This is a genomic window from Faecalibacterium sp. Marseille-P9590 (assembly GCF_017377665.1).
Classification (GTDB): Bacteria; Bacillota; Clostridia; order Oscillospirales; family Ruminococcaceae; genus Faecalibacterium.
On the sequence record NZ_JAFREF010000011.1, the window covers coordinates 66,890 to 90,421 of the forward strand.

24 protein-coding genes and 3 pseudogenes are annotated in these 23,532 nt (G+C 55.1%); 16 read left to right on the top strand and 11 right to left on the bottom strand.

The features are described from left to right. Position 1: 1 nt before the first annotated feature. Both J3349_RS11560 and J3349_RS11565 read right to left on the bottom strand, forming a co-directional pair. Positions 2–787, bottom strand: a complete 786-nt coding sequence (locus J3349_RS11560; RefSeq protein ID WP_207677497.1) for a zinc dependent phospholipase C family protein — start codon at positions 785–787, stop codon at positions 2–4. A gap of 18 nt (positions 788–805) precedes the next feature. Beyond that, complete coding sequence (locus J3349_RS11565) at positions 806–1,831, bottom strand: NAD(P)H-dependent glycerol-3-phosphate dehydrogenase (protein WP_158394974.1); 1,026 nt, start codon at positions 1,829–1,831, stop codon at positions 806–808. Positions 1,832–2,170: 339 nt separating this feature from the next. On the opposite strand from J3349_RS11565, the gene J3349_RS11570 reads away from it, so the two are divergent. From J3349_RS11570 to J3349_RS14210, 4 genes are read left to right on the top strand one after another with little or no spacing between them, the layout of a single operon-like run. Beyond that, entirely contained in the window at positions 2,171–2,854 is a 684-nt protein-coding gene (locus tag J3349_RS11570; protein ID WP_207677498.1) for an amino acid ABC transporter permease, read from the top strand. Positions 2,855–2,872: 18 nt separating this feature from the next. Then, a complete protein-coding gene (locus J3349_RS11575; RefSeq protein ID WP_158394976.1) occupies positions 2,873–3,679 on the top strand; it encodes an amino acid ABC transporter ATP-binding protein in 807 nt (268 codons plus the stop codon). Positions 3,680–3,695: 16 nt separating this feature from the next. Next, a complete protein-coding gene (locus tag J3349_RS11580) occupies positions 3,696–4,541 on the top strand; it encodes a transporter substrate-binding domain-containing protein (RefSeq protein ID WP_207677499.1) in 846 nt (281 codons plus the stop codon). 40 nt (positions 4,542–4,581) lie between these two features. Next, positions 4,582–4,707: a hypothetical protein gene (locus J3349_RS14210; RefSeq protein WP_278251812.1), complete on the top strand. Its 126-nt coding sequence runs from the start codon at positions 4,582–4,584 to the stop codon at positions 4,705–4,707. A 49-nt stretch (positions 4,708–4,756) separates the two neighbouring features. Here J3349_RS14210 and J3349_RS11585 read toward each other — a convergent pair whose 3' ends face one another. Beyond that, the gene (locus J3349_RS11585; RefSeq protein WP_207677500.1) at positions 4,757–7,234 is read right to left on the bottom strand and encodes an ATP-binding cassette domain-containing protein; all 2,478 of its coding nucleotides are present in this window, start codon (positions 7,232–7,234) and stop codon (positions 4,757–4,759) included. A gap of 202 nt (positions 7,235–7,436) precedes the next feature. On the opposite strand from J3349_RS11585, the gene J3349_RS11590 reads away from it, so the two are divergent. Further along, on the top strand, positions 7,437–8,798 hold the full coding sequence (locus J3349_RS11590; RefSeq protein WP_207677501.1) for a GH1 family beta-glucosidase: 1,362 nt from the start codon (positions 7,437–7,439) through the stop codon (positions 8,796–8,798). A gap of 177 nt (positions 8,799–8,975) precedes the next feature. Here J3349_RS11590 and J3349_RS11595 read toward each other — a convergent pair whose 3' ends face one another. The 3 genes from J3349_RS11595 to J3349_RS11605 all read right to left on the bottom strand — a co-directional run bounded on the left by J3349_RS11595 (position 8,976) and on the right by J3349_RS11605 (position 11,731). Continuing rightward, positions 8,976–9,920 (bottom strand): LysR family transcriptional regulator, encoded by a 945-nt coding sequence (locus J3349_RS11595; RefSeq protein WP_207677502.1) that lies wholly within the window; start codon positions 9,918–9,920, stop codon positions 8,976–8,978. A 35-nt stretch (positions 9,921–9,955) separates the two neighbouring features. After that, positions 9,956–11,191, bottom strand: a complete 1,236-nt coding sequence (locus J3349_RS11600) for a DUF4147 domain-containing protein (protein WP_207677503.1) — start codon at positions 11,189–11,191, stop codon at positions 9,956–9,958. 237 nt (positions 11,192–11,428) lie between these two features. After that, a complete protein-coding gene (locus J3349_RS11605; RefSeq protein ID WP_207677515.1) occupies positions 11,429–11,731 on the bottom strand; it encodes a hypothetical protein in 303 nt (100 codons plus the stop codon). Here J3349_RS11605 and J3349_RS11610 point away from each other — a divergent pair. The 7 genes and pseudogenes from J3349_RS11610 (at position 11,685) to J3349_RS11640 (ending at position 17,526) form a co-directional block, all read left to right on the top strand. After that, positions 11,685–12,236, top strand: a complete 552-nt coding sequence (locus tag J3349_RS11610) for an ABC transporter substrate-binding protein (RefSeq protein WP_347565011.1) — start codon at positions 11,685–11,687, stop codon at positions 12,234–12,236. The genes J3349_RS11605 and J3349_RS11610 overlap by 47 nt on opposite strands. Before the next feature lie 98 nt (positions 12,237–12,334). Then, positions 12,335–12,851, top strand: a pseudogene (locus J3349_RS11615) (branched-chain amino acid ABC transporter permease); the annotation flags it as partial. 269 nt (positions 12,852–13,120) lie between these two features. Then, positions 13,121–13,960, top strand: a complete 840-nt coding sequence (locus tag J3349_RS11620) for an ABC transporter ATP-binding protein (RefSeq protein ID WP_207677504.1) — start codon at positions 13,121–13,123, stop codon at positions 13,958–13,960. A gap of 757 nt (positions 13,961–14,717) precedes the next feature. Further along, positions 14,718–14,909, top strand: coding sequence for a hypothetical protein (locus tag J3349_RS11625; protein WP_097771706.1), 192 nt, complete (start codon positions 14,718–14,720; stop codon positions 14,907–14,909). A gap of 187 nt (positions 14,910–15,096) precedes the next feature. Further along, positions 15,097–15,291: pseudogene (locus J3349_RS11630) on the top strand (potassium-transporting ATPase subunit KdpA); the annotation flags it as partial. A gap of 119 nt (positions 15,292–15,410) precedes the next feature. Beyond that, positions 15,411–16,808 carry a site-specific integrase gene (locus J3349_RS11635; RefSeq protein ID WP_207677505.1) on the top strand — a complete coding sequence of 466 codons (1,398 nt, stop codon included), beginning with the start codon at positions 15,411–15,413 and terminating at the stop codon, positions 16,806–16,808. A gap of 469 nt (positions 16,809–17,277) precedes the next feature. Next, positions 17,278–17,526 (top strand): DUF6061 family protein, encoded by a 249-nt coding sequence (locus J3349_RS11640; protein WP_112145648.1) that lies wholly within the window; start codon positions 17,278–17,280, stop codon positions 17,524–17,526. A 19-nt stretch (positions 17,527–17,545) separates the two neighbouring features. Here the strand turns inward: J3349_RS11640 and J3349_RS11645 are convergent, their stop codons facing one another. Beyond that, positions 17,546–17,884 carry a hypothetical protein gene (locus J3349_RS11645; protein ID WP_015538141.1) on the bottom strand — a complete coding sequence of 113 codons (339 nt, stop codon included), beginning with the start codon at positions 17,882–17,884 and terminating at the stop codon, positions 17,546–17,548. 343 nt (positions 17,885–18,227) lie between these two features. Here J3349_RS11645 and J3349_RS11650 point away from each other — a divergent pair, with 343 nt between their 5' ends. After that, complete coding sequence (locus J3349_RS11650; protein ID WP_207677506.1) at positions 18,228–18,476, top strand: DUF6061 family protein; 249 nt, start codon at positions 18,228–18,230, stop codon at positions 18,474–18,476. A 121-nt stretch (positions 18,477–18,597) separates the two neighbouring features. On the opposite strand, the gene J3349_RS11655 is transcribed toward J3349_RS11650, so the two are convergent. The 4 genes from J3349_RS11655 to J3349_RS11670 all read right to left on the bottom strand — a co-directional run bounded on the left by J3349_RS11655 (position 18,598) and on the right by J3349_RS11670 (position 21,051). Then, positions 18,598–19,074 (bottom strand): hypothetical protein, encoded by a 477-nt coding sequence (locus J3349_RS11655; protein ID WP_097778995.1) that lies wholly within the window; start codon positions 19,072–19,074, stop codon positions 18,598–18,600. Positions 19,075–19,274: 200 nt separating this feature from the next. Further along, positions 19,275–19,940 carry a sigma-70 family RNA polymerase sigma factor gene (locus J3349_RS11660; protein ID WP_207677507.1) on the bottom strand — a complete coding sequence of 222 codons (666 nt, stop codon included), beginning with the start codon at positions 19,938–19,940 and terminating at the stop codon, positions 19,275–19,277. Further along, positions 19,924–20,754: a helix-turn-helix transcriptional regulator gene (locus J3349_RS11665; RefSeq protein WP_207677508.1), complete on the bottom strand. Its 831-nt coding sequence runs from the start codon at positions 20,752–20,754 to the stop codon at positions 19,924–19,926. Before J3349_RS11665 ends, J3349_RS11660 begins: the two co-directional genes overlap by 17 nt. 57 nt (positions 20,755–20,811) lie before the next feature. Then, entirely contained in the window at positions 20,812–21,051 is a 240-nt protein-coding gene (locus J3349_RS11670; RefSeq protein WP_207677509.1) for a hypothetical protein, read from the bottom strand. A gap of 388 nt (positions 21,052–21,439) precedes the next feature. Here J3349_RS11670 and J3349_RS11675 point away from each other — a divergent pair, with 388 nt between their 5' ends. The 3 genes and pseudogenes from J3349_RS11675 to J3349_RS11685 all read left to right on the top strand — a co-directional run. Then, positions 21,440–22,705: a plasmid recombination protein gene (locus tag J3349_RS11675; protein ID WP_207677510.1), complete on the top strand. Its 1,266-nt coding sequence runs from the start codon at positions 21,440–21,442 to the stop codon at positions 22,703–22,705. 42 nt (positions 22,706–22,747) lie between these two features. After that, complete coding sequence (locus J3349_RS11680) at positions 22,748–23,062, top strand: helix-turn-helix domain-containing protein (RefSeq protein WP_207677511.1); 315 nt, start codon at positions 22,748–22,750, stop codon at positions 23,060–23,062. A gap of 15 nt (positions 23,063–23,077) precedes the next feature. Beyond that, a pseudogene (locus tag J3349_RS11685) lies at positions 23,078–23,532 on the top strand (N-terminal phage integrase SAM-like domain-containing protein); the annotation flags it as partial.

Sequence of the window (23,532 nt, forward strand, 5' to 3'; positions counted from 1 at the left end):
CTCAGTTCTCCCCAAACGTATGCTGATACTCCGCCCCCAGCGGCTTGTTCTCTGCATACTCTTCGATGAGCCTTACCGCCAGCGGCACAGCCGTTTTATACAGCTCTTCGAGCTTCTGGCTGCTCTGGACGCATTTGGGGTTCGGCTGCGGGTTTGCCACAAGGCCGTGCATGAACTCATACTTGCCCGCGACGCGCATCCCGGTCAGCACCACCCAGCGCTTGACGGGGTTCGCCGCCTGCAAAAGATGATGCACCGTTATCATCCCCTTCATCGCCGCCAGCGTCTCGTCCACCGTGACGCCTTCGTAGAAGGGCGCGATGACCTCGGCCCGCTCCCGGCTGGGTTTGATGTGGCTGGCCGTGAAGAACTTTATGGGGTCGAGGCCGTCTTCCCGCATCAGAGCATTGTCAAACTCCGTCTCAATCTCGCAGTGGCCCACACCGCTCTCCCGGACATAGGCCTCCACATAAGGGTGGCAGGTGCTGTCCAGCGCGAAGTGGCAGACAAAGCCCAGCACATAAGCCAGTGCGGCGCTTTTATCCGTTGCATTTTCCACCACGGTGCGGGCACGGGTGAAAAACACCTCGCCCTTCTGCTCGTGCATGGTGTTGCCCAGACGGTTCACCGGGTTCGACTGCAAGGCCTTGTAATAAAACATCAGGTCCGGCCCGTGGAGACCCATGTCGTAAAGCTCCCGGTGCTGTTCCAGCGTCGCGCGCAGACCATCCGGCAGCAGGGCCAGAACATCCGCACCAAAGCGGCGGTGTGCGTAGGTAGAAGGCATGATACCGCCCCTTTTCGTTTATTTTTCGTAGCCCTGCGGCAGCTCGTTCTTCAGGCCGCGCTCCATCAGGGACTTGACAGCCTCTGCCGCACTCATGCCCTTGTTAACGATGGCGTTGACGGTCTGGACGATGGGCATTTCCACCTGATACCGCTCGGCCAGTTCCAGCGCAGCGGGCAGGGCGTTCATGCCCTCGACCACCATGCCGACTTCCTTGACGGCATTTTCCGGGGTCTCGCCCTTGCCGATGAGGATACCGGCGCGGTTGTTGCGGCTGTGCATACTGGTGGCGGTCACGATGAGGTCGCCGATACCGGCCAGACCCGCGAAAGTGTGGACATTGCAGCCCATCGCCACGCCCAGACGGGCGATCTCGGCGATGCCGCGGGTGATGAGGGCAGCGCGGGCATTATCGCCGTAGCCGAGGCCGGTGGAGATGCCGACGCCCAGCGCGATGACGTTCTTCATGGCGCCGCTCAGCTCTACACCCTTGATGTCCTCGTTGGTGTAGACGCGCATGACATTGTTGGTGAAGACCTCCTGCACATAGGCAGCGGCCTCCATATCCTTGCTGGCCGACACGATGGTGGTGGGCAGGTCGATGGCCACTTCCTCGGCGTGGGTGGGGCCGGACAGGGCCACAAGACGCACGCCCTTCGGGCCGCCTTCCTTGCCCAGCTCATCGGCCAGGATCTCGGTCATGGTGTACAGGGTGTCGGGCTCGATGCCCTTTGCCACGTCCACGATGATCTGGCCGTCGGCCACATAGGGCCGGGCCTTCGCCGCCGTGGAGCGGACGAACACCGACGGCACTGCGAACAGCAGGATGTCCTTGTCTTTGCAGACTTCCTCGATGCTCTTGGTGAACCGCAGCTCGTCGGGGATCTTCATCTGCGGCAGATTGGGGTGCTTGCGGGTGGTGGAAAGGCTGTCGATCTCCTTCTCGATGGCCGACCACACCAGCACATCATTCCCGCTCACAGTCAGCATCCGTGCAAGGGCCATGCCCCAGGTGCCAGCGCCCAGAATACCAATACGTTTCATCACGTTTGTCCTCCGTATCCGCCGCGCTCCCGTCTGGCGGGGCGTGCGGCCTGTTTGTACCTTTACAGGTCTATACAGTTCTTATTGTACCCGAAAGCTTCTGCCGCGTCAACTACTCTGCCGTTCTGCACAAAGTTAACACCTGTTTTTCATCCATTTCGTCTATACCATGCAATTTTTCGAAACCATTTGCGTTCATTTCCAAATCATGTTATAGTATTCTGGTAGGTTTTGTAGGATTTTCATTTTTTCCTCTTGACTTCGACCCTGCTTTAAGGTATATAATATGTCCACCCACTTGTCTTGTCTGTTTATTCAAATTTTGAAAAAGGAGTATCCATGCTGGAAACACTCTTATCCAACCGCACCGTCAGCGTGCTCTGGGAGGCTCTTCCCCGCATCCTCTCGGCGGGCCTCACCATGACCATTCCCCTCACCCTCATCTCGTTCACCTTGGCGATGGTGCTGGCAGTGGCTGTGGCGCTGGTGCAGTACGCCCGGGTGCCGGTGCTGAGCCAGCTGGCCCGGTTCTACATCTGGGTCATCCGCGGCACGCCGCTGCTGGTGCAGCTTTTCATCATCTTTTACGGCCTGCCCAGCGTGGGCATCATGCTGGACGCTTTCCCGGCGGCAGTCATCGCCTTCGCCTTCAACGAGGGCGCATACTGCGCCGAGACCATGCGCGGCGCACTCGAGAGCGTGCCGCAGGGCCAGCTGGAAGCCGGCTACTGCGTCGGCATGAGCTGGTGGCAGATCATGCGCCGCATCGTGCTGCCGCAGGCCCTGCGCACCGCCGTGCCTGCCCTCTCCAACTCCCTCATCGGCATGATAAAGGACACCTCTCTGGCCTCCAACATCACGGTAGCGGAGCTGTTCATGGCCGGCCAGCGCGTCGCCGCCCGCACCTACATCTTCCTGCCCATCTACTGTGAGGTGGCCGTGGTGTACCTGCTGTTCTGTACCGTCATCACCAAGCTGCAAGGGCTGCTGGAGCGCCAGCTCAACGCCCACGGCTTCCAGTAAGAAAGGAGTGTGGCTGTTATGGCAATGTTAGAGATACGCGGCGTCCACAAATCCTTCCATACTTACGCAAAGCCCGGCGTCCATCCCGGCATCTTTGGCCGCGCCCCCAAGCCGACCAGCAGTCTGGACGTACTGCGCGGCGTCGATTTGACGGTGGAAAAGGGCGACGTCGTGGCCATCCTCGGCCCTTCCGGCTCAGGCAAGACCACCCTGCTGCGATGTCTCAACTTCCTCGAGACGGCGGACGCAGGCAAGCTCACCTTCGACGGCGAGACATTCGACCTCGCCCACGCTGATCGCGCCAGCATCGCGCGGCTGCGCCGCAAGACGGCATTCGTCTTCCAGAACTACAACCTCTTCCGCAACAAAACGGCCCTGCAGAACGTCACCGAGGGCCTCATCGTTGCCCGGAAGATGCCCAAAGCAGAGGCCGATGCCGTCGGCATGAAGATGCTGGAAAAGGTCGGCCTCGCCGACCGTGCCGACTACTACCCCCGTCAGCTGTCGGGCGGTCAGCAGCAGCGCGTGGCCATCGCCCGCGCTCTTGCCTCCGGCCCCGAGATCATCTATTTCGACGAACCCACCAGCGCCCTCGACCCGGAATTGACCGGCGAAGTGCTGGCCGTCATGCGGCAGCTGGCACAGGAGGGCATGACCATGCTGGTCGTCACCCATGAGATGGGCTTTGCCCGCAACGTCTCGTCCCGCACCGTCTTTATGGAAAACGGCGTCGTGGTCGAGGAAGCCCCCTCGCAGGAGTTCTTCGCCCATCCCAAAGAGGCAAGGACCCGTGAGTTCCTTCAGAAAATTTCCCATACTGAATAAGAAAGGATCATCACCTATGAAACGCAGAACCTTTATTTCTCTCATGAGCGTCATGGCCGCTGCCGGTGTTCTCTCGCTGGCTGGCTGCTCTTCCAACACTTCTGCCTCCACTGCTTCCAGTACCGCTGCTTCTGCTTCCGCTGCTGCCGCCAACAAGCTGGAGACCATCCAGTCCAACGGCAAGCTGGTCATCGCGCTGGAAGGCGCATGGCAGCCCTGGAGCTTCCACGATGAGAGCGACACCCTCGTGGGCTACGACGTCGAAGTCTCCCGCGCCATTGCCGAGAAGCTGGGCGTCGAGCCCGAGTACGTCGAGAGCGACTGGGACAGCCTGTTCGCCGGTCTGGACGCTGGCCGCTACGACCTCGTCTGCAACGGTGTCGAAGTCACCGAAGAGCGCGCCAAGACCTACGACTTCACCACTCCCTACGGTTACATCCACACCGCCCTCGCCGTCCGCAAGGATAACGACGACATCAAGAGCTTCGAGGACCTTGCCGGCAAGACCACGGCCAACAGCCTCGCTTCCACCTACATGGAGCTGGCCGAGAGCTACGGCGCGACCGTGCAGGGCATCGACACGCTGGAAGAGACCATCCAGCTGCTGGCTGCTGGCCGCATCGACGCCACCCTGAACGCCAACGTCTCCTTCTACGACTACCTGAACGTCCATCCGGACGCCGACTTCAAGCTGGTCGCCCAGACCGAAGATGCTTCTCACGTTGCGATCCCTATCGTCAAGAGCGAAGACTCTTCCTTCCTCGACGCCCTCAACAGCGCCATCGACGAGCTGCGCGCTGACGGCACCCTCAAGGAGCTGAGCGAGAAGTATTTTGGTCAGGATATTTCTTCCGAGAATTAACTTTTTGTTTTGATCGTCAGCGAAGCATCAGAAGTGCATCATGGTCTATCCCGTAGGCGAAACCGCAAAGCTTCTGGGAGTCGTCAAAAATATCCGGGAAGAAGATGTTCCCGAGCGCTTCCATGCCATCCGTGCCGAACTGCGTGGTGTACCAGAAAGCAAATAAGAATATTGACGAAGGGGGCAGATGCCATGCAGCACCTGCCCCCTTTTTGTTATAAATATCTTCCGGTAATACTCTCCGGGTTTTCCTGGATCTCCTCCGGCGTGCCTGTTGCCACGACGCGGCCGCCGCTCTCGCCGCCGCCCGGCCCCATGTCGATGACATAGTCCGCGTTGCGGATGACATCAAGGTCGTGTTCGATGACAACGACCGTTGCGCCGTTGTCCAGCAGGGCTTGGAACACCCGCAGCAGCACCTGCACGTCCAGCGGGTGGAGGCCGATGCTGGGCTCATCGAAAACGAACACCGAGTCGGTCTGGGTGCGGCCGATCTCGCTGGCCAGCTTGAGGCGCTGGGCCTCGCCGCCGGAGAGGCTGGGCGTCTCTTCACCCAGTGTCAGGTAGCCCAGACCCAGCTGCTGCAATGTCTGCAGGCGCTGGCTCACTGTCTTCATCCCGCCGCAGAACTCAAGAGCGGAGTTGACGTCCATATCCATCAGTTCCGGCAGGGAGACGGCCTGCTCCGCCTCGTTGGCCAGCTTCACGCCGTAAGCCGCCCGCGCGTAGCGGGAACCCCGGCAGTCGGGGCAGATGATGTTCACATCCGGCAGGAACTGCACGTCCAGGCTCACCTCACCGGTGCCGTCGCAGCCGGGGCAGCGCAGACTTCCAGTATTGTAGGAAAAATCGCTGGCCTTGAAGCCCTTTTGCCTGGCGTCCGGAGATTTGGCATAGAGCTTCCGCAGCTCGTCGTGGACGCCCGCGTAGGTCGCCACGGTAGAGCGCACATTGATGCCGATGGGCGTCGCGTCGATGAGTTTGACGTGCGCGATGTCCTCGGCGCGAATCTCCCGGATATGTGCCGGGAGGGCGCTGCCGTTTATCTTTGCTTCCAGCGCCGGCACGAGGCTTTCCAGCACCATCGTCGTTTTGCCGGAGCCGGACACGCCCGTTACCACGGTGAGCCGCCCCTTGGGAATGTCCAGCTCCAAAGGCTTGACCGTGTGGATGCTGCCGGTGGAGAGATGGATAGCCCCCTCTGCGAACATCTCTCCTTCCCTGGCACACCTGCGCAATTTCGTCTCAGCTTTTCCGGAGAGGAACGGCCCGATCTGGGACTCCGGCTTTGCCTCCAAATCAGCTATCGTCCCTTCGGCAATGACATGTCCGCCCTTAGCTCCCGCTTCCGGCCCCATCTCGATCACCCAGTCGGCCTCTTTCAGGATTTGGGTGTCGTGGTCCACCAGAATGACCGAGTTGCCGTCGGCCACGAGGTCGTGCATCACACCGGTCAAGCCCACGATGTTCGACGGATGCAGGCCGATGGACGGCTCATCCAGCACATAGAGCACGCCGGTGGTGCGGTTGCGGACGGCCCGGGCCAGCTGCATCCGCTGGCGCTCACCGGTGGAAAGGGTCGAGGCCGAGCGGTCAAGCGTCAGATAACCCAGACCTAAGTCCATCAGCCGCTTGGCGGTACTTTCGAATGCCTCGCAGATGCTCTCCGCCATCGGGCGCATCTCTTCCGGCAGGCTGCCCGGCACGCCCTTCACCCACTCCACGAGGGCTTCCAGCGTCATCTGGCAGGCTTCGTCCAGCGAAATGCCCCGCAGCTTCGGCGCACGCGCCGCCGCTGAGAGCCGTGAGCCGTGACACTCGGGGCAGACATCTTCCCGCAGGAACTTTTCCACCCGCTTCATGCCCTTGTCATCCTTGACCTTTGCAAGAGCATTTTCTACAGTGTAGACGGCATTGTAATAGGTAAAGTCCAGCTCGCCGGCCTGATTCGAGTTCCTGGCGTGGTAGAAGATATGCTTTTTCTCTGCTGGACCGTGGTAGACGATGTCCTTTTCCTGTTCGGTCAGGTCGCGGAACGGCACATCCGTCCTCACGCCCATCTCCCGGCAGACGTCTGTCATCAGCGACCACATCAGGCTGTTCCACGGGGCCACTGCGCCGCCGTCGATGGTCAGCGAGTCGTCCGGCACCAGCGACGCCATGTCCACCGTCCGGACGCTGCCTATGCCGCCGCACTTCTGGCAGGCCCCTTGAGAGTTGAAAGCCAGCTCCTCCGCCGACGGCGCATAGAAATGCGCACCGCACTCCGGGCAGACCAGCTCCTTGCCCGCCGCAACAGCCAGCGTCGGCGGGATGTAATGCCCGTTCGGGCAGCGGTGGCTTGCGAGGCGGGAGTACATGAGCCGCAGGCTGTTCAGCAATTCCGTGCCGGTGCCGAAGGTGCTGCGGATGCCCGGCACGCCCGGACGCTGGTGCAGCGCCAGCGCCGCCGGAACATACAGCACCTCTTCCACCGAGGCTTTCGAAGCCTGGGTCATCCGGCGGCGGGTGTAGGTGGACAGTGCCTCCAGATACCGGCGGGAGCCTTCGGCATACAGCACCCCCAGCGCCAGCGAGGATTTACCCGACCCCGACACGCCCGCAATGCCCACGATCTTGTTCAGCGGGATGTCCACGTCGATGTTTTTCAGGTTGTGTACCTTTGCCCCGCGCACGAGCATTTTGTCTATCATTTTGGTTTCCCTTCCCTTTGGCTTTTTTCGCCAGATGAATTCCCTGTTCTCTGTTTTAGTATAGCGTATCCTGATGTGTATTTCCACAATGGTCACCAATAAAATGCTATTTGCACCGGCAGCCACAGAAGAGTATACTATAATCAGTAAGGATCTCAAGTTCCTGTACACATGTATCTGACGAGATAAAAGGAGAACGAACATGGCAGTATTTCCAAAAGAATTTGTATGGGGCGCTGCGACTGCAGCCTATCAAATCGAGGGCGGTGCCGTCGAGGATGGAAAAGGCCGGAGCATCTGGGATGTTTTCTCTCACACACCGGGCCGCACCTATCGGGGCGAGACCGGTGATACCGCCTGCGACAGCTATCACCGCTGGCGGGAAGACATCGAACTGCTGAAGTCGATGCACCTGAAAGCCTATCGCTTCTCTGTGGCGTGGACGCGCATCGCCCCCACCGGCGGCACGGACTGGAACGAAAAAGGCTTTGCCTATTACGATGGTCTTGTGAATACTTTGCTGGAAGCGGGCATCGAGCCGTATATTACGCTGTATCACTGGGATTTGCCGCAGGCGCTGGAAGAAAAGGGCGGCTGGCAGAATGAGGACACCGCCCGGGCGTTTGCAGTCTACACGGCAAAAATGGCAGAACATTTCAAAGGCAGGGTCCACCAGTGGTTCACCTTCAATGAGCCTGCCTGTATCGTGAAAATGGGCTATGGGACAGGTGAGCATGCGCCGGGGCTGAAACTCCCGCTGGAAGGGCAGTTCACCTGCTGGCAGAATATCATCTATGCGCACTGCCTTGCCGCGCAGGAGCTCCGCCATACGGACGCCGAAAACAGAGTGGGCTTCGTCTCCACAGGCCGCATCTGCTACCCCGTATCTGAGGCAAAAGCAGATGTGGACGCCGCCCGGGCTCTGACCTTTGCCTGCCCGGACGAGGACTGGGCCTTCACCCACACGATGTCGCTCGACCCTCTGTGCCTTGGCCGCTGGCCCGGACCGGACCTCTGTGGGCCGCAGCTTTCCGCCTGCATCGGTGCTGTGCCGCAATACATCAACGACGCCCTGTCTCTGGGCAGACCGGATATGCTCGGGCTGAACATCTACAATGCCGCGCCTGTACAGATGGGAACGAATGGCCCCTGTTATGTGGAGCGCCCTGCGGGATACGCTCACACAGCCATGAACTGGCCAGTAGAGCCGGAAAGCCTGAACTGGGGTCCCCGTTACATCCAGGAGCGGTATGGACTGCCCATGTTCATCGCGGAAAACGGCTTATCCTGCACCGACAAAATCTATCGGGACGGCAAGGTGCATGACGTGGAGCGAATTGATTTTCTGGCGCGCTATCTGGAAAAACTCTCCGAGGGCATTCAGGCCGGTGCCGACGTGCGAGGGTACTTCCATTGGAGCCTGCTGGACAACTACGAGTGGCACAGCGGATACAGAGAGCGTTTTGGTCTGGTGTACGTCGATTACGCTTCCGGGCGGCGCATCCCGAAAGACAGTGCCTTCTGGTATGGCGAAGTTGCGGCGACCAACGGCGGGTCCATCTGACCTGTAAAATAAAAGGGCGGCAGTTTCTCCAATACAGAACGAATATTGCAGCCATATCCAAGATACGTCTTACCCATCCTGCAAATTCTTTTATAATAGCACTGCTGCCTGAAAGCGCTGCAACAAATTCCCATATCAAAAGGGAAGCTTTCCGGTATGGGACAACGACAAATCATTTTATTGGGATACGAAAGAGACGCCATCCGCCTGCTTCGGCGCTGCCGGATGGCCCGGCTCCGCTTTTGTCAACATCTGCTGGAACTTCCGGGCCGCCGTGTTCAGCGGGCGGTGATGGTCGTAGACGAGGCAGATAGAACGGGATGGAATGATCTCCTGCAGATGCAGCTCGACAAGCTCGCCGCGGGCCAGAAGCTCTTTCGTCATCGGTTCCGGCACAAAGGCAAGGCCCAGCTCACTTTTCACCAGCGTGAGCATCTGGTCGGTGGTGGCGGCCTCGGTGTCGGGCCGGAGCACGGCGTCGTGATCGAGGAAGAACTGCCGGTAGAAGCTCCGGGTCATGCTCTCATCGCTGAGAGAGATGAGCGGATAGCAGCTCAGTTCCTTCAGCGTCAGGCGCTGGCTGGCCAGTGCAGTGAAGGTCTTTCCACCCACCAGCACTTCATAAAACGGTCTCAGTTCCACCATCTTCAGGCCCTGTTCTACTTCCGCCGGGGTGGAGATGATGGCAAAATCCACTTCTCCGTTCTTCACAGCCTGCACCGCCTGGGGCGTAGAGTGGTTCGAGATGCGCAGCCGGATGCCGGGATACTCGGTGTGGAACGTCCGCAGCTTCTCGGCCAGATAGATGTTCAGCGCCGTCTCCGTCGCACTGATGCTGATGGAGCCGTGCTCGAGGGTGGCGCTGGCGCTCAGTTCTTCCTCCGCGTCCTGTATCTGCACCGCCGCCGAGGCGATGCGGGAGTAGAGCATCTCGCCCTCCGGCGTCAGGGTGACGCCCCGGTTGGAGCGGGTAAAGAGCACACAGTTCAGCTGGCTTTCCAGCCGGTTCATCGAGTGGGTGATGTTGGGCTGGTTGTTGCCCAGCACCCGCGCCGCTTTCGTAAAGTTCTGATACTTCGCCACATAATAGAAAATTTTGTAGTATTCCCAATCGACGTACATGGGAGCCTCCCCTCTTTCATACCAGAATCACATTTTTACTTTTCCCCCACCAGCGCCACGGCAACATCATTGACATTCGTGCCAGTAGCGCCGGTCATGATAAGGCCGTCCACAGCTTTCAGTGCATGGTAGGCGTCGTTGTTTTGCAGGGTATCGAACACCTTCCAGCCCTTGGCGGTCAGTGCGGAGAGGGTGTCACCATCCACATAGCCGCCGGCAGCATCCGTGGGGCCGTCGGTGCCGTCACTGCCCACCGAGAACACTGCTGCATCCAGCCCGGCCAGCGCCGGAACCGCTGCAAGGGCAAGCTCCTGATTCCGTCCGCCGAGACCCCTGCCGGTCAGGTGGACGACCGTCTCGCCGCCTGCGATGTAGGCCAGCTTTTTTCCCTGCCCCGCGTGGGTCCGGACGATGGAGCCAAGGAAGCTGCCCGCTTCCCGGGCTTCACAGCAGAGCTGGTCGGTCAGCAGGACGGGCTCATAGCCAAGTTCCCGGCAGGCGGCAGCGGCAGCGGTGCAAAGCTCCCGCACACTGCCAGTGATCTGGGTCGTCACATTGTCCAGAATCTTGGGCGTTTCCTGCGCCAGAAGAACTTTTGCCTGTTCCGAGAGCTTCAGGTGATACTTCTCCGCAATGGCAAGCGCCTGTGCGCAAGTAGAGGTATCCGGCACCGCCGGGCCGCTGGCGATCATATCCAGCGGGTCGCCCAGAATATCGCTCAGCACGATGCTGAATACCTGAGCCGGGGCGCATGCCTGCGCGAACCGCCCGCCCTTGACGCCCGAAAGCCGTTTGCGGATGGTGTTCATCTCCACGATGTCAGCGCCACTGGCAAGGAGCTGGCCGGTGATGTCCTGCAATTCTGTGCCGGGGAGCAGCGGTTTTTCAAACAATGCACTTCCTCCGCCGGAGAGCAGAAACAGCACGGTATCCTCCGCCGCCAGGCCGCGCACCAGCTCCAATGCCTTCTCGGTGGCCGCAAAACTGTTCTCGTCCGGCACCGGATGGCCTGCTTCATAACAATTTACTCCCAGAATTTCGCCCCTGACGTGCTTGTATTTGGTCACGACCACGCCGCCGTCCACACGGCCCAGCGCTTCCACCGCTGCGTGTGCCATCTGCCATGCGGCCTTGCCCGCTGCGACCAGCAGCACCCTGCCGCCCTTGGGTGCAAAGGCTTTCAATGCGCGGCGGACAGCTTCGTCCGGCAGGACAGCGTTCAGGCTGGATGCGATGATGGCATCGGCATCCTTTCGCAGAGTCGAGTTCATAAAACAGACCTCCTTGTGGGGTATGATTTACAGCAGACCGGCTTCGGTCATGGTTTTTACAAAGCCCCGCCTGGCCGGGCCTCCGGAATCATTATACAGCAAGACCGACGTTTCGGGAATACTTTCGGCAATGGTTTTGAAATTGCTGTACAGCTCGACATCACGGACTGTACCTTCCTTAGTTGGGTCTTGTATCTGATTTTTATACTCGCTCTCTACGAAATACAAAAATCTTGTTTACAAACATCCCCCATGCAGCCGCCGGATCACCTTAAATGCGATCTCATGTTCTGTTGTCAGCGGTTTTTTCAAAGCGAAGAAAACAACACCGCTGGTCGGACAGGTGATCTCTGCCTCCACCTCTGCAGTAAACGGGTCAAGGATCACGCCCGTTTTCTGACCATACTCCACTTCCTGTCCCGGCTCCACGAAGCGGCGGAAGATCCCGCCCGCCGGGGTGAGTACATTTGCCATCTCGTTTTCCTGCACGACGGTGGACAGATGCACTGCAAGCGAAAGGCTTGCGACGGTTTCTTCCATCTTTCTTACACACTCCTACACCGTCGAGCTGGTGGAAGTGGACAACCAGTCCAGCACCGACAAGGCCGTGACCGCCGCACAGGAGCTGGTCTCCAAGAAAATTTCCGTCGTGCTGGGCAGCTACGGCTCCGGCTGCTCCATTGCAGCAGCTCCCACCTTCCAGTCCGCTTCTATCCCGGCCATTGGCTGTTCCTGCACCAACCCAGCCGTCACCGAGGCGAACCCCGATTACTTCCGTGTCTGCTTCCTCGACCCGTTCCAGGGCTCCGTCATGGCCAACTTTGCAAAGGATGAGTTCGGCACAGGCAACGCCTATGTATTGAGCATGCTGGGCGAGGACTACGGCTCCGGTCTGGCCACCTACTTCGTCAACGCGTTTGAGGATCTGGGCGGCACCGTCACCAGCGAGCAGTTCCCGGAAGGCACCTCCGACTTCTCTGCCTATATCAAGAAAGCCTCCGACGGCGCATTCGAGTTCGTCAAGACCCAGAGTGTGGAAGGCTGATGCTCATTTTCGCTTAAAATAACAGAACGCAGGCGGGGGGACAGCCCCTGCCTGCGCTTTGCTTGTGAAACCTGTTGTAAGAAATGGAGGGTTTTCTCATGGCTGCAAAGTTTCTGCCCTATCTGCTGGCAGGCATCTCGGTGGGCGGCCAATATGCACTGATCGCCATCGGCTATACGATGGTCTACGGCATTCTCCGCCTCATCAACTGTGGTCACGCCCTTCCTTGTCGTGATTCTGGTTGCCGCACTTGTCACCCTGATCCAGAAGACCAAGATCGGCATGGCGATGCGCACCGCCTCCCGTGATTTTGAAACAGCGCAGCTCATGGGCATCAAGATCAACAATGTCATCAGCTTTACCTTTGCCGTGGGCAGTTTCCTTGCGGCCATCGGCTCGATGATGTATTTCTCCAACTACACCGCTGTCACCCCCACCGTGGGCGCAATGCCCGGCCTGAAAGCCTTTGTGGCGGCGGTGTTCGGCGGCATCGGCTCCATCCCGGGTGCTGTGATCGGCGGCTTCATCATCGGTATCTGTGAGAGCCTTATTAAAGGTGCCGGTGCTACCACCTTCAGTGATGCCTTTACGTTTGCGCTGCTCATCGTGGTCATCGGCGGCATCGGCTCGGTGTCCGGCTCGGTCATCGCCTCGTTCCTCTTCATCGCAAGCTCCGAATGGCTGCTGCGCTTTCTCGACAACGAAACGTATATCGGCGGTTTCCGTCTGCCGCTGCTGCGCTCCGGCTTCCGCATGGTGGTGTTCAGCATCATCATTATGGCTGTAGTGCTGTTCTTCCGCAAGGGCATCATGGGTGACCGCGAGCTCTTCCAGAAAAAATCCGCATCCACGGCGAAAGCTGCCAAGAAGGAGGCGAGTTCCAAATGAGTGAAAATGTATTGACCATTGAAAACGCGACCATGCAGTTTGGCGGCGTGGTTGCTGTGGACAGCCTGAACCTGAAAGTAGATAAGAACCAGATCGTCTCTCTGATCGGCCCCAACGGCGCAGGCAAGACCACCGCTTTCAACGTCGTCACCGGCGTGTACGCGCCCACCAACGGTGCTGTGTGGTTCGAGGGCCGCAAGATCATCGAGAACACGCCCCACGGCAAGATGAAAAAGCTGTATAAAGGCCAGAATGCCGGGAAGTATTCCCATATCATTGCGCCGACACCGGATAAAATCACCCAAATGGGCATCGCCCGCACCTTCCAGAACATCCGCCTGTGGAAGAGCCAGACCGTTTTTGAAAACGTGCTCATTGCCAAACACTGCCGCCGTTCCGCCAATCTGCTGAGCGCCACTTTCCGCCTGAATGCCGACGAAGAAAAGCGTCAGCGCGAGGAATGTGAGCACCTTTTGCAAGTACTTGGCCTGCAGGATGTTCGTGATGAACTGGCGACTGGCCTGCCCTACGGCCTGCAGCGCCGCGTTGAGATCGCCCGCGCACTGGCGACGGAACCCAAGCTGCTGATGCTGGACGAACCCAGCCTTGGCCTTGCCCCCATCGTTGTGCGGGAGATTTTTGACATTATCCGCACTGTGAACCAGCAGGGCATCACCGTGCTGCTGAACGAACAGAACGCCAACATGGCACTGAAGGTGGCCGACTATGCCTATGTCCTTGAGACCGGCAACCTGACCCTCTCCGGCACCGGCGCTGAGCTTCTGGCAAACGAGCAGGTCAAGGCAGCTTATCTGGGTCGGAAGCTCACCGATTAATTTTTTAAAGAAAGAACGCCAAATCTTACGATTTGACGTTCAATATCTGGTGCACCTCCAGGGACTCGAACCCTGGGCCCACTGATTAAGAGAAACCAACGTGCAACAATCGTCAATTTTCGGAATTACGCAAATTCGTTATTTTTATCGTTTCGCCGTAAATTTGCGTTTTGCATCTGCTGCATCCTTTGCACCCGCCATCCCCTCTTGCATCCGTTATCCAGCCGTTCCGGTGTGCAAAAAGTGTGCAAAAATGTGCAGAGCCAAAATCAGCCTCTTAAAACAGGGATCGGATTTTTATTCAAAGCCGGGAAAACGGTCGGGTTCGAGCCCGATACGGCAGCTACAATCTTGCCTGTTCAGACTAAGCATCAAATGTACATCAACACTTACGATTCATAGCAGGGATTTGGACAACTACGATCTCTTATAAATCCAAAGCAGCTCTTTCTATGTGGACTTTTCTGGGTGGAAACACCCAGAGGGTTCACTTTTTTTATTTTATCGACAGCGCCTCCATCCGGGCTATACTGCTGTTTTGACATCTATTTGGCAGCAAAACCCTGAAGGATCACGACTCGTTATAAAGCGTGACGGATTTCAGACAAAAGCGCACAAGGCTTGAACAAAGCCGTAAGATCACTTCCTGGAGCGACAAAGACTTATACAATCTTAGTTTCGATTGCAGGATCCTTTTCCCCTCTTAATACTTTTAGCGGTATTATGGCCTTGCAAGAAAGAAACGAGGTGAACAATTATGAGCATTACAAATGCGGCGAGAAGATTTGAACAGAGATTTGACGCAAAAGCAGAGCGCTTTATTTGGCATCATCCGCTACTTGGCTCCATCTCCATCTTTGTTGGAATGCCATTACTGGTTTTGGCGTGTGTCTGTATCAGTACGATCGTTATCGCCTTTCCTATGGCATGGCTTTTGGGTTGGTTGTAATCTTTATTTCATCTTTAAACGCACAAAAGATCACTAATGCCATTTTTAGAGGAAAGGGTTTATGATATTTGGGACAGCAAAAAAGGAGGATGAATCTTATGCAAATGCTAATTGCACTCATAGGTGTATGTGCGGCAGCAATGCTGCTGTGGTATGTCTATATTTTAATGAAGGGAGATGATCAGGCATGAGTACCATGATTCAGTATGTTTTATACCTTGCCATTCTGGTTGTTTTGGCAATTCCGCTGGGCGCATACATAAAAAACGTCATGAGCGGCGAGAAAACTTTTTTGTCCAAAGTTCTGACACCGTGCGAAAACCTGATTTACAAGGTTACGCGTGTAGACAGAGAAGAACAGATGACATGGAAAAAATATGCGGTAAAGATTACCTGTGCAACACCACAAAAGATTTCCGGGTATTGCGCATCGGCACCAGCATCCGGGTGAACAAGCAGAGTTTCGACAACTGGTTTGCGGCGGTCTGAGGGAGGTAATTTATGGCATCTATTATGAAACGCGGAGATTCCTACTCCGTCCGTTACAAGTACAAAGACCATTCCGGCAAGCCCTGCGAGGGATGGGAAAGTTTCAAGACCAAGAAGGAGGCGCAGGAGCGAAAGATCACGGTCGAGAAAGAACTGCTGGACGGCACGTTCCTCGTCCCCGACACCATGACGGTGGAGGAAATGCTGTACAAGTGGATTCCGATCCAGTCCACCAAGCACAAATGGTCCCCCAAGACCTACACCCAGTCCGTGGCGATGGTGCAGAACCTTATCGTGCCGTATATCGGGAAGCGGAAGGTGCAGGAGCTGCGCACCTACGACATCGAGAAGTTCTATGCCACCCTTGCCAAGACCCCCTGCGGGCAGTACGTCCACGGCGTAAAGCAGCCCCTGACCGAAAAGCAGAAGAAGCGGTTGCTGTCCAGCACCTCTATCCACGAAGTCCACACGCTGCTCAAGACCGCATTTTCCTATGCGGTGGAATGGGACTTGATCCACAAGATTCCCCTGCCCCGTGATGCACCCAAGGTCAACATCGAGGAACGCACCATCTGGGACGAGAAAACCATGCTGGCAGCCTTGCAGACCATCGAGAACCCCGCCCTGCATCTAGCGGTGCACATGAGCATGATCCTTTCGCTCCGTGAGGGCGAAATTCTCGGCTTACAGCCGAGTGATCTGGATTTCGATGCCGCCGATGGGCGTGGCACCATCTCAGTCAGCAAGACCATGCAGCGAGCCAACAAGGACGCTCTGGAAAAGCTCGACCCCAATCAGGTCTACCACACCTTCCCGGACAGGCGTGAGGGCAGCAAGTCCTCCCTTATCCTGAAAAAGCCCAAGACCAAGAAATCCAACCGTGTCCTGTATATGACAAAGCCCTTAAAGGAAGAACTGCTGGCATGGCTTGAAAAGTTGAAGCAGGACGAGCAGAACGCCCCGGAGAAATACAGCAACTGCGGGCAACTGTTCCGACTGCCGGACGGCTTGCCCATTGCACCGGAGCTGCTGACGAAATGGTACCGTCTGTGGAGAGCCGAGCACCCGGAGTTTGAGCAGATCGTGTTCCACGGTCTGCGGCACTCCAGTGCCACCTACCAGCTCTTGCAGTCGGACGGTGACTTCAAGTCGGTGCAGGGCAACACAGGTCATGCAACGGCATCTGTCCTGATGGACACCTATGCCCACACGCAGGACAAGCCCCGGTTGGAGCTGACCGAGAAGATCGAAGCAAACTTCTACTCCCAAGACCTGACCCCAGCAGCATCCCAGCCCCGGCAAAACGAAAAGCCGGCGGCAACAAAAATCTCCGGCAAAGAGATCCTTGAAGCCATCCGGCTGATGGACGCAGACGAACGCAGAGAATTGACGAGAGCCTTGTTCGCCTAAAATTTCTTCTTTTTATGCAAAGGAAAGCAGGCTGTGCAAACCTTGCGCAGAAAAGCCCCTGATTCGGGCAAATGTGCAAACGGTGTGCAGAAAGTGTGCAGCCGCTTTCCTACATAAAGAAAGAACGCCAAATCTTACGATTTGACGTTCAATATCTGGTGCACCTCCAGGGACTCGAACCCTGGGCCCACTGATTAAGAGAGCAAGCCGCCGGTTCGTCTCGATTTATGGAAGTTTCGAGTCATCGTTATTTTTGAGCAAAGCAGCGTAGTTTTTCACCCGGCAATTTCTGCACCCTTTGTCGGATTTTGCAGCGAAAAGCACCTTCTGCACGTTTTGAAACCGTGCAAAGTCCGTGCAGAAACCGTGCACTTATTCTCTGACAAACAAAATCGCTCTATCCCCTACCGACTTGACGGCATTGGTTTGAGTGACCGCACATCAAAATCAAGTCTAGGAGGATATTACTATGATGAAACTGCTTTCCTGTCGCTTTAACATGGACACCAACCGGGTAGAAGCCCGATTTGAGGATGGCACCACCCTTGCCATTGACTGCATCGCCATTGAGGACGAATACGGCAGCACCCCGGCACAGCGGGCAGAACTGGACTGGCTGCTCTACAATAAGCCCTTGGAGTACGCCCAGCTTGTACTGGGTGGGGAGCTTGAACATTACCTCTCACTTGGCTGCGACCATGGCAGACTGGAAGATTGACCTTTAATGAAAAATAGGATTACTGCAATCGAATACTGTATATCGTATCAAACTGATAGGGGTCAGATAACAAAACCTTTCCATTGGAAACTACCACAATATTTTCGCCTTCTTCAATTTGCGATAGCTGAATATTTCCTTTTAAGTATTCCGAAGCTCCCTGAATGAGATAGTAATCATTTGTACCGTACAGTTGATTGGGAGCGGTTGCATAGATAGAATTATCGCTTAAATCCACCTTTGTTACAGTAAGTTCCGATTTTGTCCTCTCCCACGGATGCAACAGGAAACCGCCTATAAGAATTGCTAGGGCCAAAGCTATACCAAAAGCAGTCAATTTCTTACTTGATTTCGTCATTTTAAGCACCTCTTCATCATAGCTCCATTTGAATTTTCTGAACGTCACATTTTTTCCGAACGATTGCAGCTATAAGAATCACATCAATGGTATCATGATTATTGGCTTCTCTGTTTGAATAACGAATTTTAAGCCTGCTTTATTTCATCTGTCCACAATTCTTTTCAAAATCGTATAGCTGCACATAAATTTCCAGAAAACTTGTAGCACAATCACAATTTTTCTTTTCACTCAGATAAACCACCACGGCAGTTCCAGCCACAGGTTATCCATATCCCCCACCGGCTTGACGGCATTGGTTTGAGTGGCCATACATCAAAATCAAGTCTAGGAGGACACTACTATGATGAAACTACTTTCCTGCCGCTACAATATGGACACCAACCGGGTGGAAGCCCGGTTTGAGGATGGCACTGTCCTTTCCCTTGACTGCATCGCCATTGAGGACGAGTACGGCAACACCCCGGCACAGCGGGCAGAACTGGATTGGCTACTCTACAATAAGCCATTGGAGTACGCCCAGCTTGTACTGGGTGGTGAGATTGAACATTATCTCTCGCTCGGCCGCGACCATGGCAGATTAGAAGATTGACCTTTAATTAGAATATTCCAAACAGACCAACAGCCCTCTACTTGCGATCATTGCAAATAGAGGGCTATCGGTTTGTTAATAGTTATCAAGTTTTTCCACAACTTTTGTCGCCTATTTGTTCTTACTCATCTGCTTGAAAAAATTCCTGCTTCGTCCCGATAATATCTTCATAGTTGCTCTGAGTTACTGTGACTTCCAGATGATCTCCCTTATTTTCAATTTCTGCTTTTATATCATTTCCTCTGTCGTCTTTGCCGCTAAAGCTAAGAATCCCTGTTTCAGAATCGTAAGTTCCAATCGCGTTTTCGACATAAAGCAAATGGGTAACGCTATACTCGATCCTATATGTGCCATCATCTTCTTTAGTGATATTCAGAATTTCATCAAAATCATTACTATAATAGCCTTCCTCTGGCATTTGAAAATTCGCAGTATCATTATTGGTTAAATGCTCGTTTGATACTATATCACTAACATTTTTGTTTTCTACTTGTACTGAAGTGCTTTCAGTCGATGATTCTTTATTTTCCTGAGATTGCCCACATCCAGCTAACCCCAAAACCATGCATAGCACAAACAGGTAAATTACTTTTTTCATAGCATTCTTCTCCTTTATTCAATCTATTTTTGTCGATTTATTTGTTATCGCATTTTATCATACCATAATTATTAACTTTTCTGTTTAAACAACGAACTTCAAGCCTGATTTATTTCATCTGTCCACAATTTTTTCAAAATCGTATGGTTGCACATAAATTTCCAGAAAACTTGTAGCACAATCACGATTTTTCTTTTCGTTCATACAAACCACCACGGCAGTTCCAGCCACAAATTATCCATGGCTTGTTCCTCTGTCTTTTTTGCGCGGCCTTTCGTCAGGTGAAAGTATATCGCCGTGCCGATCAGCGGATGTTCCTCGCCATCGGTGAAGCCATAGCGGTACAGCAGATAGGTCTGCTCCCGTTGGGTCAGCCGTTTCAGGCCATCGTACAGTTCCCGGCGCGATTCCTGCTCCTCCATAATGCTCTGCGGCTGCATGGCGTAGGGGTCGGCTATGGCTTCAATGCGCCGCAGCTGCTCTTCTCCCGGCAGAACATCGTCCAGCGAAATACGCTGGTAGCAGACGCCGTCCTTGTCTTCCGTCACCATCCGCTGCTCAAAAGCGGCAAAGGCATCCCGCACCATGTCCATCATGGCGTTGCGGATGGCAGGAGCCGCATAGGTCAGGAACTTCATGCCACAGGCTGCATCAAACTTCGACACAGCTTTCCATAAGCCCAGATTGCCCGCCTGTTTCAAATCGTCCGTGTCAAGGTTCAGGCCGGACTGTGCCAGATTCATGCTGCGGAAAAGGTCATTTGCCACCTTGCCAATAAAGGACTTGTTGTTGTCGATCAGGCTGTCCAGCGCGGCAGCATCGCCTTTCTGTGCCAGCGCACAAAGCCGTTCATTCGTCTGCTTCATGGGCGTTTTCCTGCTCTGCGGCAGACTGCAAGATTCCCAGCAGACCGCTTCGCAGCTGTTCCAGTGCTTCCGGCGTAGCTCCTTCCATGCCCGAAACACTGTCCAACATTGCATCCGTCAACTGCTCTGCCGTGATCGTTGGGTGCTGCACATCCTGCCCTTTGGTCAATTCGGTGAACATCTTCTCTGCCACTTTCTTACTCATAGCTTCCTGTTCGGCGTAATGGCTCCCGATGCCCTTTTTGATTTCCTTGATTGCCGCCATGAAGTACATTTCAATATCATCAAGGTCGCCTTGGTACACCGGCTTTCTCCGAAGGCTGATGTCCTTTGCGGCTTTGGCTGCTTCCGGGGTCTTGACCCTTGTACGTAGCAGGGTGCTCAATGTCGTGAGCATGGCATTCTGTGCTGCGATGCCGGACGCAAAAGTATCATCAAAATACTGCGATATGCGGTAAGTAAGTTCTGCAAAGCGGGCATTTTCCAGCAGCAGATTGACCACCTCTGCATTGACACGCCCTGTGTAGAGGTTCTTTGCAGCTTCTACGGACAAGCCCAGTTCGGCAATATCGTAGTTCTTGCGGTCAGGGATGTTGGTTTCTCCCAGCAGAAAATCCGTGGACACGTTGAACAGCCTTGCAATTTTCAGCACCTGCTCATGGGTCAGGGTTCCCTTTGCACCGCTGATGAAGCGGCTGATGGTGCTCTTGGAGCAGCCGAGTTCCTTGGCAAGTTCTGGTTGGCTGATGTTGCGTTCTTTCATCAAGTCCGCAAGACGGATGTTGGATGGTGCGGGCAGATATTCCTGTGCCATGTAATCGGCCCTCCTTTTTGAGCTTTTTCCTCATTATAATACGCTCTGCCGTTTTGTTCAATATACGGTTACCTCTCCGCCCTTGCTGTTGCAGTCCTGCAACCAGTGAGGGCATTTTTCTTTTTCCGTTGCAGTTCTGCCGCTTTTTCGCCTTTCCTGCAAAATTTTCCGTATATTCAGGCAGGAAGCAAAAAACACCAGAGTTCCCACTTTGGGGTCTCTGGTGCAACGCATAACACCGCCCTGCCCGGTGGCCGCAGGGTGCGCGGTTTTGTGGGCATTGAACCGCTTGTCCACCCCTGTCCGTAAAAAGTGCATTTTTTCACGGAAGAAGTTCGTACAACCTGTACGGTCTGTACTTGTACGCACCCGTACGGCGAATCGAAGCAAATTAAAACGTGTTATCGTTTTTATTTTAGATTTCCGTACGCCGTACAGACCGTACGGGTTATTTGAAGTCCGTACGCAATTTTTTCAGATGCGTACGGAGCAATCAAGTTCGCATTGTGCGAACTTGATTGTAGCTCTCCCGCAGGAGACGTTCCCCCTCGGAGAGTCCTCGGAGAGCCCACTACACTTTGCAGACCATAGGGATGAAAGTGTCATAGTGGGTTATTACACTTCCGCAGAAGTGCATCTCCGTTCCCCGTCACCTCTCGATGAACCTTGAAAGGAGGGATGCCCTTTGGCAAGAAATGATGGCATTGACCGCACCAGTGTTCGAAATCTCGCCGTTTCGGACAAGGCCGTTGGCAACACTCAGCAGCACAACGAGCGCGAAAAGGACAGCTACCGGAACCCCGACATCATCCCCCAGCGCACTGCATGGAACATCCACTTCAAAAAGCCAACCGCCAGCTACACCGACCTGTTCTCCCAACTGGAAACCGCTGGCACGATTTCAACGCGCGGCTTGAAGCCGGATGCCACCCATTACTGCGAGCTTGTCTTTGATGTCAACTCGGCCTACTTTGACAACCACGGCGGCTACGAGTTCGCCAAGCAGTTCTATGAGGATGCCTACCAAGCTGCCGTTCAAATCGTGGGCGGTGAGCAGTATATCCTCTCGGCAGTCATGCACGCCGATGAGATCAACCGTGCCATGACCGAAGCATTAGGCCGTGAAGTCTACCACTATCATCTCCATGTGGTCTATGTGCCTGTGGTGGAAAAGCAGATCCTCTGGTCGAAACGCTGCAAGGACAAGGCACTGGTCGGCACAGTCAAGGAGACCGTCATGCAGGTCAGCCGAAGCAAGAAGTGGGCTTCCAAGCCCCTGCTGGACGATGCCGGAAAGCCTGTCCTGCAAAAGAGCGGCAAGCCAGTCCTGAAGAAGTCGTACAGTGTCCTGCAAGACGATTTCTTCCACTATATGCGCAACGCCGGGTATACGGATGTAGAGCGCGGTGAGCGTGGCAGCACTGAAGAACACCTGACCGTCACCCAGTTCAAAGTCCAGCGGGAGCAGGAGCGACTGGACACTCTGACCGCCCAGATTGACCAGAAAGAGCAGCACCTCACCCAAACCAACAAAACCCTCTCCAAGACCGAAAAGGAACTTGCCGCTGTGCAGAAAAAGGTCACGCTCACAAAAGAAGCCCTCATTCATGCGCGCGATCTGGATTATATTGGTAAGCGCACCTTTCTCGGCAACTATTCGCTGACCGAAGAAGAGTTTTCCAAGCTGAAAAAGCAAGCCGACCACGGCTATATGATGGATGTGGAGAACCGCCGCCTGAAAGAAGAACTTTCCACCGCCAAGAAAGAGGCCGTTCGTTGGAGCAACAAGTACCACGACCTGTGGTACGACGTGAAACCCTATCTGGATGCTCTCCACCGTGCGCCCGAACTGGTGCGTGGCTTTCTGGAAAAGATTCTTGCCCCCAAGCAGGAGTACACCATGAATGTGCCGCAGCAAAACCGTAAGCGTGGGCAAGATGTAGAACTTTAAGCTGAATTTTTAGATGATATGACAATATAAGGAGCAATGCTTATGGATTTTGACCGTAATTCTATGACCGTCTCTGTGCAATCTTCCGATTATACGAAAAAGTTCTTGCAAAAGGACACGAATCCCACTACAATGGAAGTGGTCACTCAAACCAATGCCGTCAAGTCTCCAACTGACAGCCCGGCAACCACGAAACTGGTGTACACGGTGGAAGAGATCGCGCGAATGCTGGCCATCAGCCTGCGCTCTGCTTACAACCTGTGCAACAGCACCACCGAATTCCGTGTCCTGCGGGTAGGCGGAAGCATCCGTGTCCCGAAGGACAGCTTCGATGCGTGGCTCAACCGGGCAGCTTGATAAGGAGGCAACAGTATGGCATATATTACAAAACGCGGCAACTCTTATAGCGTCCGCTACACCTACGAAGATGAACACGGCAAGAGCTGCGACAAATGGGAAAGTTTTCCTACAAAAGAGGAGGCAACGAACCGAAAGAAGCAAATCGAGCATGAACTGGCAGCTGGCACATTCCTGATACCGTCCTCGGTGACGGTATCAGAGTTCCTCATGGATTGGCTGCCCAAGCAGTGCAGCAAGCACAAGTGGGCACCCAAAACCTACGAATCCAATCTTTCCACCATCCAGAATCTGATTATCCCCTATATCGGCAGCATGGAGATGCAGAAACTCAAGCCCTACCACATGGAAAACCTCTACACGACCCTGAGCAAAACGCCCTGCGGTTCGTATATCGAGGGAAAGAAGCAGGAATTGACCGAAAAGCAGAAGCAGCGTTTCCTTTCCGGCACAACGATCCATGAGGTGCA

Excerpts from the sequence above, each read along its gene's own strand:
- J3349_RS11640 (WP_112145648.1), top strand. The coding sequence starts at position 17,278 with ATGATGAAACTGCTTTCCTGTCGCTTTAACATGGACACCAACCGGGTA.
- J3349_RS11665 (WP_207677508.1), bottom strand. The coding sequence starts at position 20,754 with ATGGCACAGGAATATCTGCCCGCACCATCCAACATCCGTCTTGCGGAC.
- J3349_RS11565 (WP_158394974.1), bottom strand. The coding sequence starts at position 1,831 with ATGAAACGTATTGGTATTCTGGGCGCTGGCACCTGGGGCATGGCCCTT.
- J3349_RS11620 (WP_207677504.1), top strand. The coding sequence starts at position 13,121 with ATGAGTGAAAATGTATTGACCATTGAAAACGCGACCATGCAGTTTGGC.
- J3349_RS11590 (WP_207677501.1), top strand. The coding sequence starts at position 7,437 with ATGGCAGTATTTCCAAAAGAATTTGTATGGGGCGCTGCGACTGCAGCC.
- J3349_RS14210 (WP_278251812.1), top strand. The coding sequence starts at position 4,582 with ATGGTCTATCCCGTAGGCGAAACCGCAAAGCTTCTGGGAGTCGTCAAA.
- J3349_RS11635 (WP_207677505.1), top strand. The coding sequence starts at position 15,411 with ATGGCATCTATTATGAAACGCGGAGATTCCTACTCCGTCCGTTACAAG.
- J3349_RS11585 (WP_207677500.1), bottom strand. The coding sequence starts at position 7,234 with ATGATAGACAAAATGCTCGTGCGCGGGGCAAAGGTACACAACCTGAAA.
- J3349_RS11680 (WP_207677511.1), top strand. The coding sequence starts at position 22,748 with ATGGATTTTGACCGTAATTCTATGACCGTCTCTGTGCAATCTTCCGAT.
- J3349_RS11625 (WP_097771706.1), top strand. The coding sequence starts at position 14,718 with ATGAGCATTACAAATGCGGCGAGAAGATTTGAACAGAGATTTGACGCA.
- J3349_RS11645 (WP_015538141.1), bottom strand. The coding sequence starts at position 17,884 with ATGACGAAATCAAGTAAGAAATTGACTGCTTTTGGTATAGCTTTGGCC.
- J3349_RS11575 (WP_158394976.1), top strand. The coding sequence starts at position 2,873 with ATGGCAATGTTAGAGATACGCGGCGTCCACAAATCCTTCCATACTTAC.
- J3349_RS11660 (WP_207677507.1), bottom strand. The coding sequence starts at position 19,940 with ATGAAGCAGACGAATGAACGGCTTTGTGCGCTGGCACAGAAAGGCGAT.
- J3349_RS11580 (WP_207677499.1), top strand. The coding sequence starts at position 3,696 with ATGAAACGCAGAACCTTTATTTCTCTCATGAGCGTCATGGCCGCTGCC.
- J3349_RS11570 (WP_207677498.1), top strand. The coding sequence starts at position 2,171 with ATGCTGGAAACACTCTTATCCAACCGCACCGTCAGCGTGCTCTGGGAG.
- J3349_RS11595 (WP_207677502.1), bottom strand. The coding sequence starts at position 9,920 with ATGTACGTCGATTGGGAATACTACAAAATTTTCTATTATGTGGCGAAG.
- J3349_RS11605 (WP_207677515.1), bottom strand. The coding sequence starts at position 11,731 with ATGGAAGAAACCGTCGCAAGCCTTTCGCTTGCAGTGCATCTGTCCACC.
- J3349_RS11655 (WP_097778995.1), bottom strand. The coding sequence starts at position 19,074 with ATGAAAAAAGTAATTTACCTGTTTGTGCTATGCATGGTTTTGGGGTTA.
- J3349_RS11650 (WP_207677506.1), top strand. The coding sequence starts at position 18,228 with ATGATGAAACTACTTTCCTGCCGCTACAATATGGACACCAACCGGGTG.
- J3349_RS11600 (WP_207677503.1), bottom strand. The coding sequence starts at position 11,191 with ATGAACTCGACTCTGCGAAAGGATGCCGATGCCATCATCGCATCCAGC.
- J3349_RS11560 (WP_207677497.1), bottom strand. The coding sequence starts at position 787 with ATGCCTTCTACCTACGCACACCGCCGCTTTGGTGCGGATGTTCTGGCC.